Annotated in this window: 12 protein-coding genes; 5 read left to right on the top strand and 7 right to left on the bottom strand. The window is 44.4% G+C overall.

Features of this window, described 5'->3' with window-relative positions; genetic code table 11:
- Positions 1 to 6: 6 nt before the first annotated feature.
- The 7 genes from Q3W13_RS06415 to Q3W13_RS06385 all read right to left on the bottom strand — a co-directional run bounded on the left by Q3W13_RS06415 (position 7) and on the right by Q3W13_RS06385 (position 12834).
- Positions 7 to 1350, bottom strand: coding sequence for a glucoamylase family protein (locus Q3W13_RS06415; protein WP_302862247.1), 1344 nt, complete (start codon positions 1348 to 1350; stop codon positions 7 to 9).
- A 125-nt stretch (positions 1351 to 1475) separates the two neighbouring features.
- Positions 1476 to 3215 (bottom strand): glucoamylase family protein, encoded by a 1740-nt coding sequence (locus Q3W13_RS06410; RefSeq protein WP_302862245.1) that lies wholly within the window; start codon positions 3213 to 3215, stop codon positions 1476 to 1478.
- A gap of 14 nt (positions 3216 to 3229) precedes the next feature.
- On the bottom strand, positions 3230 to 4081 hold the full coding sequence (locus tag Q3W13_RS06405) for a LamG domain-containing protein (RefSeq protein ID WP_302862243.1): 852 nt from the start codon (positions 4079 to 4081) through the stop codon (positions 3230 to 3232).
- A gap of 22 nt (positions 4082 to 4103) precedes the next feature.
- Positions 4104 to 5576: a RagB/SusD family nutrient uptake outer membrane protein gene (locus Q3W13_RS06400; RefSeq protein ID WP_302862240.1), complete on the bottom strand. Its 1473-nt coding sequence runs from the start codon at positions 5574 to 5576 to the stop codon at positions 4104 to 4106.
- A 20-nt stretch (positions 5577 to 5596) separates the two neighbouring features.
- The gene (locus Q3W13_RS06395) at positions 5597 to 8632 is read right to left on the bottom strand and encodes a TonB-dependent receptor (RefSeq protein ID WP_302862238.1); all 3036 of its coding nucleotides are present in this window, start codon (positions 8630 to 8632) and stop codon (positions 5597 to 5599) included.
- A 266-nt stretch (positions 8633 to 8898) separates the two neighbouring features.
- On the bottom strand, positions 8899 to 11787 hold the full coding sequence (locus Q3W13_RS06390; RefSeq protein ID WP_302862237.1) for a triple tyrosine motif-containing protein: 2889 nt from the start codon (positions 11785 to 11787) through the stop codon (positions 8899 to 8901).
- 87 nt (positions 11788 to 11874) lie between these two features.
- The gene (locus tag Q3W13_RS06385) at positions 11875 to 12834 is read right to left on the bottom strand and encodes a rhodanese-related sulfurtransferase (protein ID WP_302862236.1); all 960 of its coding nucleotides are present in this window, start codon (positions 12832 to 12834) and stop codon (positions 11875 to 11877) included.
- 196 nt (positions 12835 to 13030) lie between these two features.
- Between Q3W13_RS06385 and kbl the strand changes: the two genes are divergently transcribed.
- The 5 genes from kbl to Q3W13_RS06360 are packed head-to-tail and all read left to right on the top strand — an operon-like array spanning position 13031 to position 16399.
- Entirely contained in the window at positions 13031 to 14221 is a 1191-nt protein-coding gene (gene kbl, locus Q3W13_RS06380; protein ID WP_302862235.1) for a glycine C-acetyltransferase, read from the top strand.
- Between the two features lie 49 nt (positions 14222 to 14270).
- Positions 14271 to 14549: a DUF6364 family protein gene (locus Q3W13_RS06375; protein ID WP_302862234.1), complete on the top strand. Its 279-nt coding sequence runs from the start codon at positions 14271 to 14273 to the stop codon at positions 14547 to 14549.
- On the top strand, positions 14539 to 14955 hold the full coding sequence (locus Q3W13_RS06370; protein WP_302862233.1) for a PIN domain-containing protein: 417 nt from the start codon (positions 14539 to 14541) through the stop codon (positions 14953 to 14955). Before Q3W13_RS06375 ends, Q3W13_RS06370 begins: the two co-directional genes overlap by 11 nt.
- Positions 14955 to 15989 carry a phenylalanine--tRNA ligase subunit alpha gene (pheS, locus tag Q3W13_RS06365; RefSeq protein ID WP_302862231.1) on the top strand — a complete coding sequence of 345 codons (1035 nt, stop codon included), beginning with the start codon at positions 14955 to 14957 and terminating at the stop codon, positions 15987 to 15989. The genes Q3W13_RS06370 and pheS overlap by 1 nt, the downstream gene beginning before the upstream one ends.
- A complete protein-coding gene (locus Q3W13_RS06360; protein ID WP_302862229.1) occupies positions 15986 to 16399 on the top strand; it encodes a hypothetical protein in 414 nt (137 codons plus the stop codon). Before pheS ends, Q3W13_RS06360 begins: the two co-directional genes overlap by 4 nt.
- Positions 16400 to 16490 lie beyond the last annotated feature (91 nt).

Raw genomic sequence — 16490 nt, 5'->3', positions numbered from 1 at the left:
TGTGTTCTAATTAAGCGAAGGGCTCTGAAAATCCAGCTTCCTTAATCCTTTTTTTATTTCCGGGCAGCTCATAAACAGGTTCCAGATCAGGCCGCTGCGATAATTTTCGATCATTACTACTATTGGCCCCTGATCTATCGCAAGATACGATTTTGCGTACCAATTGTGCGATTCGCTGAACGCATCGGTAAAACCGTATTCGCCCCAAATCTTATCTCCTAAATCGTAGTAGAAATGGCGCAATGCCTTCATGGAATATTCAGGTGTGTATGGGAATGCCGATAGAGCAGCCGTAGGTGTTATCACACCCAGGTCGTTATTAGGCGCATGGGCGTTATACCCTTCATAATTATCGCTTGCGGTAAGTCCCCAGCAGTTTTCGCCGTAGCCCTTGTATTTTTTGGGGTTATCAACGCAATAATCGTGGTTTATCAGGGTATGATTTAAGTTTTGTTCCCAGTAATCGGCATACCGGTCTTTCAAACCTTTAGGATTGAGTGCCTGAAAAGTATACTGCGAAAAAAACAACGGGCCGCCATACGGAAATCCCAGTGGCAGTTTGTGCCCGTAATAGGTATTCCCGTTTTTAAAGAAATCGCTTTGAGCCCAGCCATCCCAATAAATTGATGCAGGTACCGGGTATCTTTCAGCCGACTCTGCCAATATGTAGGTAATCATACACTCGTTAAACCCACGGATAGGAAAGTTCATTGCCCAGCCGTTGTTTGGGCTCCAGTGCCAGTACAAATTCGGGCGGCCATCACAGGTAAACCAGTTCCATTCCATCTCATCCCACAAGTTGTTTACCATCCCGCGTATGCGTGCTTCCTTATCGTTGTTGGCATTAAAATATTGCCTTGCACAAAGCAGGCCTTCAAACAAATAAGAGGTTTCAACAATGTCAGCGCCATCATCTTTCCGGCCGAAAGGAATAACCTTACCGGTTTCGCCGTTCATCCAGTGCGGGAATGCGCCGTGGAACGATTCTGCCTTCATTAAAAAATTAAGTATTTTAAGCATGCGGTTTACTGCCTGATCGTGGCTTATCCATTTGCGATGATCAGCTACTATCATCGCCATAATACCAAAGCCCGAACCACCAGTGGTAACTACTTCATTGCCGTAATCGTAAGCAACATTGCTGCGTTCGCGTGCAAGTCCGCTGGTGGGGTGACCAAAATCCCAAAAATAACGGAACGTTTGGCGCTGCACCACGTCGAGCAACGCACTATCGGTCAGGTTTTTTATGATGCCGACAGGTTTAATCCCGTCTTCTTTGCCTGCAGCAGACTTTTGCCCCATACAGCAGGCAGACAGTAGCATTAAAAAAGGAAGTATTGTTTTTTTCATCAGTTAAAATAGTCAAATAATAGTTGGTCGTTCACCCCCCCTCTAAATCTCCCCCGGTTGGGGAGACTTTAGCTGCGGAGAGGGCAGTCATTTAGCAAAATAAATAATTCCGAAATCCGAAAGCGTTATAGTTTCGGGCTGGTAAAACCTAAACTCTTCATCCCCGTTTTAATTTCCGGGCAGCTCATAAATAAATTCCAGAGCAAACCGGTTCGATAGTTTTCTGTCATCACAATTATCGGCCCCTCGTCTATTGCAAGATATGAATCGGCAAACCAAACGTCGGTAAGGTTAAACGCGTCGTAAAACCCATATTGCCCCCAAATTTTGTCGCCGAGCTTATAATAAAAGAATTTCAACGCTTTCATCGATTCTGCCGGGGTATATGGCAACGATGCTATGGCGGCAGTCGGCGCTATCACACCAACATCATTTGTTGGTGAGCTGGCTGTGTAACCGTCCTTAATATCGCTGGCGGTCAGTCCCCAGCAATCTGCGCTGTAGCCGTTATAGCCTTTTGGGTTAGCTACGCAATATTTGTAGTTAATACTGGCATGAGCTTTATTTTGCGTATCATAACTGGCATAGGCATCTTTTAACCCGTTAGGGTCTATACCTAAGAATGAGTACTGCGAAAAGAACAATGGTCCACCCTGAGCCGGACCAAGCGGCAGCGTAATACCAAAATAGCTGCTGCCATTCTTTATTGCACCATTTAATGCCCAGCCATTATCATAAACAGCTTTCGGAATGCCATGTGTCGGAGAAGATGCCGCCATTACATAGGTGATCAGCGCCTCATCCCAACCATTTATCTTCATATTGATTGCCCAGCCATTATTCGGGCTCCAGTGCCAGTACAACACATTTTGACTGCCCTGCCTGAACCAGTCCCACTCAACCCCGTTGTAAAGCGCAGTGATATCGGTACGTAATGTGGTTTCAACTGTGCCTGCACCGCTAAAATATTGCCGTGCCGTTAATAAGCCCTGCATCAGGTACGAGGTTTCCACCAGGTCAGCACCATCATCCTGCGGACTGAAGGGTACAACCGCGCCGGTAGCACCGTTCATCCAGTGGGGAAATGCGCCATGGAATTTTTGCGCTGTATTTTTAAGAAAAGATACGATTTTCTGCAGTCTTGCTAAACCATCTGCTCTCGATATAAAACCCCTGTTTACGCCGGCAACAATCGCCATGATGCCGAAACCGGAGCCACCTGTAGTTACCACATCGCCTGAACTGTTACGCTCGCGGGCAAGGCCGCTGGTTGGATGCCCGAAGTCCCAGAAATATTTCAAAGTTTGCTTTTCGACGAGGTCAAGCAGTTGATCGTCTGTAATCGCTGGAAATTTGTCGGTAGAATCTATAGCCGTGGTCAGCTGTATATTAACTTCCGAAAGTAAAGAAGCATTTTTTGCCGATGTCAAACCTGTTGAAACGGTCAAAGAATATTGAGTTATCGGTTTCAGGCCAGTTGGAATAATAACAATGGTGCTGTCGCTGTTTTCGTAAGTAGTATTGTAAAGCGCCGCTGCTCCATCCCGGCCAATCAGGGTTAAACTCCCTCCCACCGATGTATGATTTACGGGGGCAGAAAAAGACAGCTTAATTACAGGCTTGCTGGAAACGTTAGTGTAGTTGGAGCCATTTGCTACACCGTCAATCTTTAGCGAACTAAAACTGAATGTCCCCGGCGTAACTGGCGGTGGAGGCGTAACCGATTTTTCTTTACCGCATGACATAAAAATTGCCAGCCCACACAATCCGCCCAAAAAATTCAAATACCTCATGCTTATAATTACACCGGTAAGGCCTTTAAGTTTAAAAAAAGAGGCTGCCAGGAACCACCCCGGCAACCTCATAATCAATCAACTGTTTATCTTCCGGCTTTATCAAGGTTGTATAAAGCCGATACCTGGGTCGCACTAAGTGCGCTGTTATAAACGCGAACCTGGTCGATCTGCCCGGTTATATAGCTTGCCCAATCCTGTTTACCTGTTGCACTGGTTTGGCTCGGGTCAGTCATAAACTGGGTGGTGCCAAAAGTTACTTTACCAATGTTGGTGAATGCCAGCGGTCCGGTAAGATTGCCTGCTTTACCTGTATTTTTTGCATCGCCGTTTACATATAAAACACATGTACCATCGGTTTGGTTATACGTAACCACTATGTTAACCCATGTGTTGAACAGGTTGGCTACGTTATCAATCGAATAGGTATTGTCGCTGCCATTTTGTGCGAGGTGTATTCTTAGCTTTCCATTGGTATTATCGCTGCCATTCTCGAAAAAGCACTCGATATTGCCCCAAAAATTTGAGGTAGTTGCGAAGCTGAAATAGGTAAGGATTCCGTTTGATGGCGGAGGTGTATTTACCCACGCGCTCAGCGTTAAACTTTTTACCGTCGCTAAACCATCGGGGGCATCGCATAGGGCGTATGAATTGGCTGCGCCCTGCAGGCTTTTGTTGGTGATGCCTGTACCAAATGATGTACCAGTAGCGGTACCGCCCTTTTTACTAACGCTATCGGTAAGCACTCCATTAAACGCCCAGTATGCCACCAGGTTATCCGGCGCAATTTGTTTACTGCTGGTGTAACCACCGTAACTTGGTAAGGGTTTTGAAGGCCTGTATGAACCGGCATCAAATTTTTTCTGGCACGACGACATGGCAAAAACCACAGCTAAAGCCGAAAAGCCTGTTAAAAATATATTTTTATATCTTTTCATAATTTTTGTCTTAAGGGTTTAATTAATAGCCCGGATTTTGCGTTAAGGTACCGGCACTTAAGTCGATCTCGTTCTGCGGAACAGGCCAAACTTCGTTCTTATTAGCTTTCCAGCCACGGCTGCCGAATACTTCAGCACCACGGCCCTGGCGAATAACATCAAAATAACGGTCAAATTCCATGGCAAACTCAACCCTGCGTTCATGATAAATCGCTGCACGGACAGTTGCCTGATCGGTCGAGACTACTTTTGGCAATATCGCATTATTACCAGCCCTGGCCCGTGCCCTAACTTGTTCTAACGGGATTAACGCTGCAGCAGTATTTCCAAGTTCGTTGTTGGCTTCAGCGTTCATCAACAACACGTCGGCATATCTTAAAACAATTTTATTTTGCTGGCAACCTTCGTTAAATCCTGAAACATACAGACTGAAAGGCACATACGATTTCTGGTTATACATCGGGTTATCTCCGTCAGCAGGGATTGCATCGCCTTCAGGTGTAGTCTCACCCCTGAAAATGATGGTTGCATCGCGACGTGGGTCGCCGGTTTCATACGCTGCGGCTAAATCTGCACTAGGCACATTGAAACCCCAGCCGCCGCCGGTGGAACCGCGAACACCCTGGACCTGTGAATACTGAGAATTAGATGCACCCGGATTATTCGGGATCAACATGTTTTGTATCTCGAATATCGACTCCTGGTTGTTTTTATGATTAGTCCTGAACATTTGCTCATAATCAGGGAACAGGCTATAGCCCAAACCCATCACCTGGTTGGTGTAGTTAACCACATCGGCCCATTTTTTCTGGTACAGGGCAGCCTTGGCATGTAATGTCAATGCAGCGCCCTTGGTAACGTGGCCAACGTCGGCAGCGCCGTATGATTGCGGGAGCACCGAGGCAGCATCTGTCAAATCGGTTTCAATTGCAGTCCAAACCTGCGCTTTAGGCGTACGGGGAATATTGTATTCGTTTGCTGTTTTAGGAACGTGTAAACGCAGCGGCACATCGCCAAACGCCCTTACCAACCTGAAATATGCATATGCCCTGATGAATTTTGCCTCGGCAAGGTACCTCGATTTAAGGTTTGCATCCATGTTGATGCCCGGAACGTTGTCCAGTATTTGATTGGCAAAGTTGATAGTTTTGTATTCACCACCCCAAAAATCGGCTATTTGGCCCTCCCCTGAGTTAGCAGTAAAAAAGTGAAAATCATTCATGAACGACGCATCTGTTGGCGTGCTGCCTTTTTCCACGTCGTCAGAACCCATGCTTTCAACAGCGATAGGCGCAAATGCAATATTTGTCCATTCGTGCAGGTTCGCATACATAGCGTTAACTGCCGAAGTTGCGTCAGTTTCTGTTTTCCAGAACTGTGCGGAAGCAACCGTACCTTTCGCGGTTACATCCAGAAAGCTTTTTTTACAGCTTTGTGTTACTACAAGCGCTGCCAGAATAGATATACCCGCCGCGCTTTTTAAATATTTTTTCATGTTCGTCATCTTTAATTCTGTTAAAATGTTACGTTAACGCCAAAGTTATAGGTTGCATAAAGCGGGTAAACGTTTGCATCCAGTCCGCGTCCGAGTATATCGCCGCCAACTTCCGGATTGAAACCTTTATAGCCAAACACGTTAAGCGCATTTTGCGCGTTGGCAAATACCCTCAGCTTCTGTACGCCAAATCTTTTCAGGCCTGCGTTAGGGAATGTATAACCCAACTGCACGTTACGTACCCTGAAATATGCACCGCTTTCAACATAAAACGAGTTTGGTGCAGCGTTGGCATTAGAACCGACGTTAACCGATGGATAGGTGTTTGAAGTATTTGCCCCGTGCCAGCGATGGTCGTAAAAGTCCTTGGTGAAGTTTTCGTTGCCATACCGGTAAGCAATGTTGGCATTATAAATGTCAACACCAGCTACGCCCTGCATGTCAACCGCCAGATCAAAATGCTTATAAGTGAAAGAGGTATTGATACCGTAGTTGTATTTAGGGTTAGGGTTACCCAATACAACGCGGTCGCGTGAATCGATCACACCGTTGTGATCCTGGTCAACATACTGAAAATCGCCTGCCTTAGCGGTTGGCTGTGCGCCCGAGGTTTGATCCTGCTGGAAGATACCTTGTACTTTATAGCCATAGAACTCGCCTATCGGCTCACCCACTACTGTACGTGTAGCCAAAGCACCGTTCGCTATACCATTGCCGCCAGAGTATATCGGGTTTTTGCCCGACTGAACGCTGGTAACCATATTGGTATTAATTCCTAAGTTAGCGCTAACGGAATAAGAAAAATTGCTTGATGTGCGGTCTTTCCATGTAATTAAAAACTCAGCGCCGCGGTTCCTGATCTTAGCCTGGTTGCCAACTATCGAGCTACCTCCGGTACCCACTGATGCCGGTATCGGAATAGCGAAAATAGCGTTCTCAGTAATCCTATTGTAATAGTCAGCCTCGAATGTTAAACGATTGTTAAGTAAAGCACCTTCTAAACCTGCGTCAACCGATTCTGCGTTTTCCCAAACAGTCAATGGAGGAACTACCGTATTAATGCTTGCACCGAGGTAAGGCACCTGCGGGTTGCCGAATACAGCGGTAAGATAGCTTGGATCACTGGTAACTACCAGGTTCGACAGGTTAATAGGTACGTTTCTGTTACCCACTTTGCCCCAGCTACCCCTTAATTTCAGTTCGTCAAAAATGTGCTGTTCTTTCATGAATGACTCATTGCTGATTACCCATCCGGCGCCTACTGAAGGGAAATAACCGAACACGTTGTTACCATTGGCGCCATAATATGGTGACGAGCCGTCCTGGCGGATAGAAGCGTTCAGTAAGTATTTATCCTGAAACGAATAGTTTACACGAGCAAAATACGACAAGTCGCGAATGTGTGGCTGCTGTTCGGGCGTAACCGGCTGCAGAAAACCAGTAGCGCTGCTTGGAAATGACCCCACTAAGCTGCCGTTAGCTACATAAGGTACATCTTTAGCAAAACCGTGTGCGTAATAAGTAACGTAATTCTGGGCAGTCATACCTACCAGGCCGGTAATTTTATGGTCGCCGATGGTTTTGTTGTAGGTCAGCGTGTTTTCCCAAATCCAGTTACGGGTTTCGGTATGCTGAACGTCAAAGCTGCTGGTTGTGCTTTGCTGAGCAGTGGTAGCATGATAAACCGGTACGTAGTTTCTAACCTCTGCCTGGCCAATGTCTCCACCGTAGCTGGTCTTGAATTTGAAGTCTTTCAAGAAGGTAAGTTCACCGTAAATATTACCGGTGAAGCGTTTGTTGCGCGATTTCTGGTTAAAGAAATCAAGCGTTGCCTGCGGGTTATAGTTATTACCGTCACCGGTATGATAGTCGTTAGGGTCGCCATAAGAACCATCTTTATAAAACACGGGCAGGGTTGGCGCTGCACCATATAATTCATGGAAAATACCGCCATTTATATCCCTCGATTCACTCGACAAGGCGCTGGCGGTAAAGCCAATTTTTAAAGGCTTGATGACCGTCCAATCGTCAGAAACGTGTGCGGTATAACGTTTGTAATTATTGGTTTTTACTAAACCATCCTGGTCGAGAAAACCGCCGGAGATATTATAAACATTGTTTTTAGAACCGCCTGCGATTGATAGTTCGTGGTTGGTTGTAAAGGCATTTCTTAGTATTTGATTATACCATTCAGTGCCAGTTCCAAAACTTTTAGGGTCAGAAAATAAAACCGGGGTTACGCCATTGTACTGATAAAGCTCATTAATAGCAGTAGCATATTCAGTAGCATTGGCCATTTTTACCAGGTTGGTTGCTTTTTGCCAGCCCGCATAGCCGTTGTAATTGATGACAGGTTTGCCTTTAATACCACGTTTGGTTGTAATCACCATAACGCCGTTTGCGCCCCGGATACCGTAGATTGCAGTACTTGAAGCGTCTTTCAGTACAGACACATTATCGATATCGGCTGTGTTAAGGAAGCTGATATCGTCATACCAAACTCCATCAACAACATACAGGGGAGTAGAGCTACCTCCTATAGTACCTAAACCGCGGATAGTTACCTGCGGAGATGCGCCCGGCGAGCCGCTGTTAATAATGTTTACGCCTGCTACCTTGCCCTGTAATGACGCAAGCGCATTTTGCGAAGCCTGTTTAGAAATATCAGCGCCTTTTACGCTCGCGACTGAACCGGTATTGTCGGCCTTGCGTTGGGTACCGTAACCGATTACTACTACCTGGTCGAGCTGCTTGGCCGAAGGTGTTAATTTAACCGTTAAGGCCGGCTGTCCGTTTACAGCCACATCCTGTGTTGTATACCCGATATAGGAAAAAGTTAAAGTTGCGTTTGAGGGAGCAGTAATGGTGAAAGCTCCGCTGGCGTCGGTTTGTGTACCATTAGTTGTTCCTTTTACTGCTACGCTGACACCGATGAGTGTTTCGCCTGTGTTTGCGTCAGTAACAGTGCCTTTAACAGCAATGTTCTGTGCAAACACACCGGCAGCAAAAAAGGATAATAATAATACCAACCCCGAGATCGTAAAAATTCTCTTCATAGTGGTTAATTAAAATTTGAGTAAGCAGGATTAAAAAATTGGTTTTTTTATAAGTCGAAGTTGAAGAGATAATATAATTTTAACAAAAAATATAACTCAACATTATTACATCACGAAAGTCCGTACTTGCTCATTTAGGTATTTAATTACTAATAAGATATTAATAATGAAATACTTACAAAAAGATAGTGTATTTTTTACATACTACACGGAAGAGCCGGCTGAGCCTATGTTTAAAAAGTGCTATGAGAGGTAATGATGTAGCGTTATAGCTCTATGAGAAACTCAGTGAGGTTTTTGTCATGGGGCAGGTTCAGCTTTTTACGGAGCCTGTAGCGGCGTATTTCTACCCCGCGAAGTGAGATGTTGAGTAAGGATGCCATTTCTTTACTGCTCATGTTCATCCGCAGGTACGCACAAAGCTTAAGGTCATTCGGCACCAGGTCCGGGTGGCCGGCCTTGAGTTTCTTAAAGAAGTTTTCGTGAGCTTCATTGAAACTGCTTTCAAAAATATTCCAGTCGCGCTCGTCGCTCATGCCTTCATCAATTACTTTTTGTATACGGCGCAACTGCTCCTCCGAAAGATGCTTGCCGCTGCTATCTTTCAAATGCAATATTTCTTCACTAATCTTTTGCAACAACTCATTTTTGTAAACAATATTCATGGCAGAATTGGCCAGCTCACGGCTTTTACCGGCAAGATCCGCCTGCAATTGTTCATTTCGTATTTTTACTATCTCCTGCTCATTTAAAATAGCCTCCCGCTTTAAGAACTCTTCTTTTTCCTTTTGCATCTTTTCATGCAGGTGTTGCTGGTGCCGCTTCAATTTCAGCTGATAATATTTAGTTGCTAATAGATAAGCCAGCACAACCAGTAGCAGGTAACATAAAATAGCTATTTTGCCCGCATACCATGGCGCAAGTATGGTAAAGCTAAGCGCAGTAACTGGAGATACGTTTTCTTCGTTAATTTTGGCCCTTACCTTAAACACATAGTTCCCCTGATTAAGGTTGGTAAATTCTTTTTGGGCTTGTGTGCTCCAGTCGCTCCACTGCCTGGAATACCCCTCAAGATAATACTGAAATTTAATCTTCGCCTGCCGGTAAAATGGCAATGCATAAGAGATGCGGATATTATTCTGAGAGTACGGTATTTCTATATCGCCTTGATTGTCCTCATTAATAATAGGCATTATTCTGTCTGTAATGTTTTCAATCCGGCGTATAAGTACCCCCGGTAGCTTCGTAATACTTTGTTGAAGGGCATCTTCATTATTTAAAATCACAAAGCCGTCATCTACACTTATCAAATATATGGCGCTGTTTATCCGGCTGATATTTTCGTAACCCTTTACCATCCTGCCGTCGAGTATGCTGAAACGTGTGGAGTCGATACTTAATTTACCGGGTATCGATAAATCGGCCAGGGCTACCTTTCCGTGGTTAATAAACCAATACCGCTTACCTATTGCCGGAATTATTTTATTTGACGATGCGAACGTTCCCAGCATTTTATTGAGCTGCTGGTATTTTGAAAAGCGGTCGCTGATGTCGTCATAAACATAAAAACCGGAATCAGAGGAAAAGACGATCCGGTTATCAAGGTTAAATACATTAATGTTATAACTACCTGGTAAACCTGATTTTTTATCATAATACTTTATGGCCGCTGCTTTCTTTAGATCAGCGCTAAGCGTTACCCGGTAAATACCTTTATAGGCATGACTCACCCATATCTCACCCTTGGCGTCCGCCTCTACGTAGCGCGAAGGCTCGCCAAACCCATCCAGCTTGTGGTCGAAAATCCAATTGCCGGCATTATCCTTCGTGTAAAATACGAGGCCGGTATAAGTACCCTGTATCAATTGGTTTTGGTTTAGCTTCCTGATTGTCCAGCCACCGCTTATGCTTGTTATTTTTGATATTGTACTGCCGTTTACCTGGAAAGTTCCCGAATTATGACCGCAAAGCAAGCGGCCATCCTGCAGGGAAAGTTCCCACACCTGACCCTGCGATCCCGTTATTAACTTAAAATCAAATGATTGAAAGAGGCGCTTATTTCCGTTTTCAATCCAGTCGCTGTAAAATAACCCCTGGTTGGTGCCAAGGTATATTTTATTGTTAAATATAATGCTTGAATAAACCGTCCCAAACCGCCCGCTCTTATCAAAGTAAAAATAAAGGGGGGAGTTAACTTCTATCCTATCGATGCCATTATCAAGTCCTGCCCATAAATTTTGTTCGTTGTCAATAAACAGGCTTAGCACTGTGTTATTTTGTAGTCCGCTTGATTTATTGATCTGTTGCACAACATTACCAAGGGTATCGATGATGATCACTCCGTTGAGAATGGTGCCGTATGCAATATATTTATCTGACAACTTTACGCCATTATTAAGCTGATAAGTCTTTAAAAAATCATTGGCCTGATTTGTCCAGGCACTAATTTGCTTACCATCGTATATAAAAAGACCGCTTCGCGCTGTACCGATCAAATACCTCTTATGTGGCATGGGAAGGATAGACAGAACGCCGCTATTACCTATTTTATCGCTGCCATTAACATAGAACAGCTTATTGCCTTTAAGCTCAAACAGTCCCTTATTTACCTGCTCAACAAAATAACGGCCGTCTACCCTGTATAAAAAAAGGAATGGGTTCAGGCCCTTAACAACATTAATTTTCCCGTTTTTATAGATATAAATGGAACCGAATGCCTGGAAAACTATCTGGTCCTGGTCGATATATATTTTCCAAACCTCCTCATTAACCGGCTGATATTTCCCGGGCACGAGATGCGTGAGTGAGTGATATTTAAGCGGGCCGTTTTTGTTGGTATCCCAATAGCCAAATTCGCCGAAGCCACCGGAGTACACTTTACTCTTTCCGTCGGCAGCTACCGAGCGTACGATAAGGCCGTTAGGCATAGGGTATGATTGCCAGTACTTACCATCAAACGTGAGCAACCCCTCAGAATTGCCAAAATACATAATGCCATGCTCATCCCTGGTAACAGACCAGTTTTGATTACCCGACTGGTAAAGCGCCTTGGTATAATTTTGCACATAAGGCACGCCAATACTTTTGATATCGGATGCCTTGGTGCTTATAGAAAATCCACCTAATAAAAAAACTAACAGGAGCGCTTTACGCATGGGTTTATTTGAAGATAACGCACAATAGCCTGGCGTCATTACGAGGAACGAAGCAATGACGATGTGAAGATAAAAAATAAAGGTTATTTATTCAGCAAGCTGAATTTTGGCTCTCTTGGCAACATTAACCGGCTGGGGCACCTTTACGTAATAGCCGGTACCATCGTAAACCCTTTTGCGCGGATGCGACTTACAGGCCTCGCTGCAACAGCCTTCCATTTTTTCACCGCATTCATCGCACTGGGTAAAATGCTCGTTGCATTCGGGGTTGGCGCAATTTATCATTTTAGGTGTAACCTTACCGCAGTTTAAACAGGTAGAGATCACCACCGGATTAACAGTATTTACATCAACAGAAAGGCGATTATCGAACACGTAGCACTTACCTTCAAAATCCTCCCCTCCTGCTTCCTTACCGTATTTAATAATGCCACCATGCAGTTGGTATACATCTTTAAAGCCTTCGTGCAGCAACAAAGCCGAGGCTTTTTCGCATTTAATGCCGCCGGTGCAGTAGGTAAGCACCTTTTTGTCTTTATACTGCGCCAACTGGTTGATCATCGCAGGGAAGTCCCTGAAGTTTTCAATATCCAGCGTAACAGCATTTTTAAACTTACCGAGGTTGTGCTCATAGTTTGAGCGAACATCCAGTATCACCACGTCGTCATCATCCTTCATCGCCAGGAATTCTTTTGGTTCCAGGTGCTTGCCGGTTTTTAACTGTGGGTTGATGATATTCGGATTGCGCAGGCCCGAATGCACAATTTCGGATTTGTAGCGAACATGCATCTTTACAAAAGACGGCTCATCAACCTCGTCAATTTTAAATTCAGTTGAATTGAAGCGGCCATCAGCGTAAACAGCGTCCATATAGGCCTGGCATGCTTCAGGGGTTCCGGATACTGTTCCGTTCAATCCTTCATCAGCCACGATAATTCGGCCTGTTAACCCTAAGCTTTTACAAAATTTCAGATGATCGGCAGCAAATTGCTCCGCATCGGCTATTGTTGAATAACAATAGTACAGTAGTGTGTTATACTTCGCCATAAAATCATTGATACCGCTGCAAACGGTGTTAAATGAGGCGCAAAAGTAAGGATTTTAGACGAAAGCTAAAAGGCGCAAGGCTTAATTAGAAAAGTGAATGAGGAAAAGTAAGAGCGAAAGGCCAAAACCTTTTAGCTTTCAGCTTTTGCCTTTCAACCTCAAAAGAGTAATTTTGCCCTTTCAAAAATCCAACACTATGTATAATACACTAAAGCCGGTTTTACAGCAGGAACTTACTGAAATTGAAAACGCCGGGCTATACAAACGCGAGCGCATCATTACATCGCCGCAGGGCGCTGATATTACCGTACTAGGCGGTAAAGAGGTGATAAATTTTTGCGCCAATAATTATCTGGGCTTGTCAAACAACCCGAAGGTAATTGAAGCTGCAAAGGCGACTATGGATAGTCATGGATATGGGTTGTCTTCTGTCCGTTTTATCTGTGGCACCCAGGATATACACAAGCAGTTGGAAAAAAAGATAGCCGAATTTTTGGGCACTGAAGATACTATATTATATGCAGCGGCATTTGATGCCAACGGTGGCGTGTTTGAGCCATTGTTTAATGAGCAGGATGCCATTATATCAGACGAATTGAACCACGCGTCTATTATCGATGGCGTACGTTTGTGTAAGGCCCAGCGCCAGCGTTACAAGCATGATGATATGGCCGATCTGGAAGAAAAGCTGAAAGCTACCGTTGGCTGTCGTCACCGGATTATCGTTACCGATGGTGCGTTCAGCATGGACGGCACTATCGCGCAACTTGATAAAATATGCGCACTGGCGGAGCAATACAATGCGCTGGTGATGATTGACGAAAGCCATTGTTCGGGTTTTATGGGCAAAACCGGCCGTGGCACGCATGAGCATCATGGTGTGATGGGCAAAATAGATATTATTACCGGTACACTTGGTAAAGCGCTGGGTGGTGCATCAGGCGGCTTTACCAGCGGACGCAAGGAAATTATCGATATGCTGCGCCAGCGCTCAAGGCCGTACCTGTTCTCCAATACCCTTGCGCCCGCGATCACCGGCGCTTCTATCGCTGTTTTGGATATGCTGAGCGAAACCACCAACCTGCGTGACAAGCTTGAAAAGAACACGCAGTATTTCCGTCAGAAAATGACCGAAGCGGGCTTTGACATCAAGCCCGGCGTGCATCCGATTGTTCCGGTTATGCTGTATGATGCTAAGCTGGCGCAGGAATTTGCTGCCAAAATGCTGGATGAAGGCATTTACGTTATCGGCTTTTATTACCCGGTTGTGCCTCAAGGAAAAGCAAGGATTAGGGTACAGATTTCGGCAGCGCACGAGCAGGAACATTTGGATAAAGCAATCGCGGCATTTACCAAGGTGGGGAAAGACTTAGGGGTAATAAAATAATACGTGATATATACATTATATTTGTACGTATAAATCAAAAGTTATGGGAATGACGAAATTAACTTTGAGTGCTGATAGGGATGTTATTGAGCTTGCTAAAAGCATAGCATCAGAAGACAATATAAGCGTCTCAAAATTATTTAAAACGCTTATTACCGACCTAGCGAAGAAAAGGGAGAAAAAAAATCCGGTCCTCGAAAAATATAAGGATGTTGTAATATCAGACGATATTAAAGCGCTTACTGGGATTTTAAAAGGAAAGTACCCGGATGATATTACTTTATGGGAAGCGAAATATCAAGGACTTAAAGAAGACTATGATTTATAAAAAGCTATTTGTTGATAGCGATGTTTTACTTGATCTTTTGTTACAGCGAAAGCCATTTGATAGATTCACTCAACTTTTATTTGAAGAAAGCCGAAGGAACAAACTCGACATTCATACGTCGGTTTTAATATTAGCAAATATTCATTATGTAATATCAAAGAGATTTAATAAAAACATAGCTAAGAGTCAATTAAGACTTTTGATGGGGATAATTAAAACGTTGTCGCTGGAACCGAATGATATTATAAACTCATTAAATAACGAACATTCTGATTTTGAAGATACCGTACAATTTAATGTTGCTAAAAAACATGGATGTGATCTTATCATAAGCCGGAATATAAAACATTACAAAAAATTTGACATACCGGTTTTAACGGCCGAAGAATTTTTAAAAACACTATAATGCAAACTCAAATAAATCAATATATCGCCGAAATAAACGCTTTCTCGCCTGCCAATGCCGATGAACTGGAAGCATTCCGCATCAGGTTTTTAGGTACTAAAGGAATCATCAAGGAGTTATTCGAACAATTTAAATCGGTAAGCCCGGAAGAAAAACGTACTTACGGCAAAGTATTGAATGAATTTAAGCAGCTAACCGAGGCAAAATACGCTGAACTGAAAGAAGCTACCGACTCAGGACTCAAGACTGAAGACTCAGGGCTGGATTTAACCCTTCCCGGCGATGGCTTTGCAGTTGGCTCACGCCACCCGCTGTCGTTAATCCGTAACGAGATCATCGACATCTTTAAACGTCTTGGTTTCGTGGTAGCTGAAGGGCCGGAGATTGAGGATGACTGGCATAATTTCTCGGCATTGAACTTCCCGGAAGAACACCCGGCAAGAGATATGCAGGACACTTTCTTTATTAAGAAAAATCATGGTAAGGATGATATCGCCCTGCGTACGCACACCTCATCGGTACAGGTGCGTATGATGGAAAATGGCAAACCTCCCTTCCGGGCTATTATGCCTGGCCGCGTTTACCGTAACGAGGCCATTTCGGCCCGCGCGCATTGCTTTTTCCACCAGGTTGAGGGTTTGTATATCGACGAGAATGTTTCGTTCTCCGATTTAAAACAAACGTTATATCACTTTGTACAGGAACTTTACGGCGAAGGTACCAAAGTGCGGTTCCGTCCCTCCTATTTCCCATTCACCGAACCCTCGGCCGAAATGGACATTTCATGCACCATCTGCAAGGGCAGCGGCTGTAACATGTGCAAATACACTGGTTGGGTAGAGATATTGGGCTGCGGCATGGTTGACCCGAACGTTTTGGAAAACTGCGGAATTGACAGCGCCAAATTCACCGGCTTTGCTTTTGGTATGGGTATAGAAAGAATTGCCAACTTAAAATATGTGATAAAGGATCTGCGTTTATTCTCCGAAAACGATGTTCGTTTCCTGAAGCAATTCCAGTCGGATATTATATGAAAAAGCTTTTGGTACTGCTGATTGTGCCGTTGCTGTTTTTATCGTGCGGAAAGAGCGGCGATGTTGTGCCCAGCGTACCGGTGAATTTCCAGGCTTCGCTAACCGACCCGCGCCTTGCGCCATTAAATGCCAGCGGCGGCTATGTGGTGATAACAGGCTATGGAGTAGCTGGCTTAATCCTCTACCGCCGCCCTGACAGAACTTATGCCGCTTACGACCGCTGTAGCAGCTACCAACCTGAAAAACACTGCGCTGTAAACGTGGACGAATCTGGTTTTACCGCAACAGACCCCTGTAGCGGATCAAAATTTTCATTAAACGACGGCGGCCCCGTAAAAGCCCCGGCCACCAAATCCTTACGATCCTATTATATCACGGTCAGTAATTTCGAGGTTTACGTCTCAAATTAGATAGTTGCAAAATTTAAGCCTTTTCAATAGCATATCCCAAATGATATACTGAAAATGTCAGTTATTTTGAGATATTTGTATCGACTGATAC

The organism is Mucilaginibacter sp. L3T2-6 (assembly GCF_030519355.1).
GTDB lineage: Bacteria > Bacteroidota > Bacteroidia > Sphingobacteriales > Sphingobacteriaceae > Mucilaginibacter.
Note: the sequence above shows the minus strand (reverse complement) of the source record. Positions and strands in the feature narration are given on the sequence as shown.

Bases quoted from the DNA above. Each gene is read 5' to 3' on its own strand.
- kbl (WP_302862235.1), top strand. From the start codon at position 13,031: ATGTATAATACACTAAAGCCGGTTTTACAGCAGGAACTTACTGAAATT.
- Q3W13_RS06360 (WP_302862229.1), top strand. From the start codon at position 15,986: ATGAAAAAGCTTTTGGTACTGCTGATTGTGCCGTTGCTGTTTTTATCG.
- Q3W13_RS06410 (WP_302862245.1), bottom strand. From the start codon at position 3,215: ATGAGGTTGCCGGGGTGGTTCCTGGCAGCCTCTTTTTTTAAACTTAAA.
- Q3W13_RS06370 (WP_302862233.1), top strand. From the start codon at position 14,539: ATGATTTATAAAAAGCTATTTGTTGATAGCGATGTTTTACTTGATCTT.
- Q3W13_RS06390 (WP_302862237.1), bottom strand. From the start codon at position 11,787: ATGCGTAAAGCGCTCCTGTTAGTTTTTTTATTAGGTGGATTTTCTATA.
- Q3W13_RS06375 (WP_302862234.1), top strand. From the start codon at position 14,271: ATGACGAAATTAACTTTGAGTGCTGATAGGGATGTTATTGAGCTTGCT.
- Q3W13_RS06415 (WP_302862247.1), bottom strand. From the start codon at position 1,350: ATGAAAAAAACAATACTTCCTTTTTTAATGCTACTGTCTGCCTGCTGT.
- Q3W13_RS06395 (WP_302862238.1), bottom strand. From the start codon at position 8,632: ATGAAGAGAATTTTTACGATCTCGGGGTTGGTATTATTATTATCCTTT.
- Q3W13_RS06385 (WP_302862236.1), bottom strand. From the start codon at position 12,834: ATGGCGAAGTATAACACACTACTGTACTATTGTTATTCAACAATAGCC.
- Q3W13_RS06400 (WP_302862240.1), bottom strand. From the start codon at position 5,576: ATGAAAAAATATTTAAAAAGCGCGGCGGGTATATCTATTCTGGCAGCG.
- pheS (WP_302862231.1), top strand. From the start codon at position 14,955: ATGCAAACTCAAATAAATCAATATATCGCCGAAATAAACGCTTTCTCG.
- Q3W13_RS06405 (WP_302862243.1), bottom strand. From the start codon at position 4,081: ATGAAAAGATATAAAAATATATTTTTAACAGGCTTTTCGGCTTTAGCT.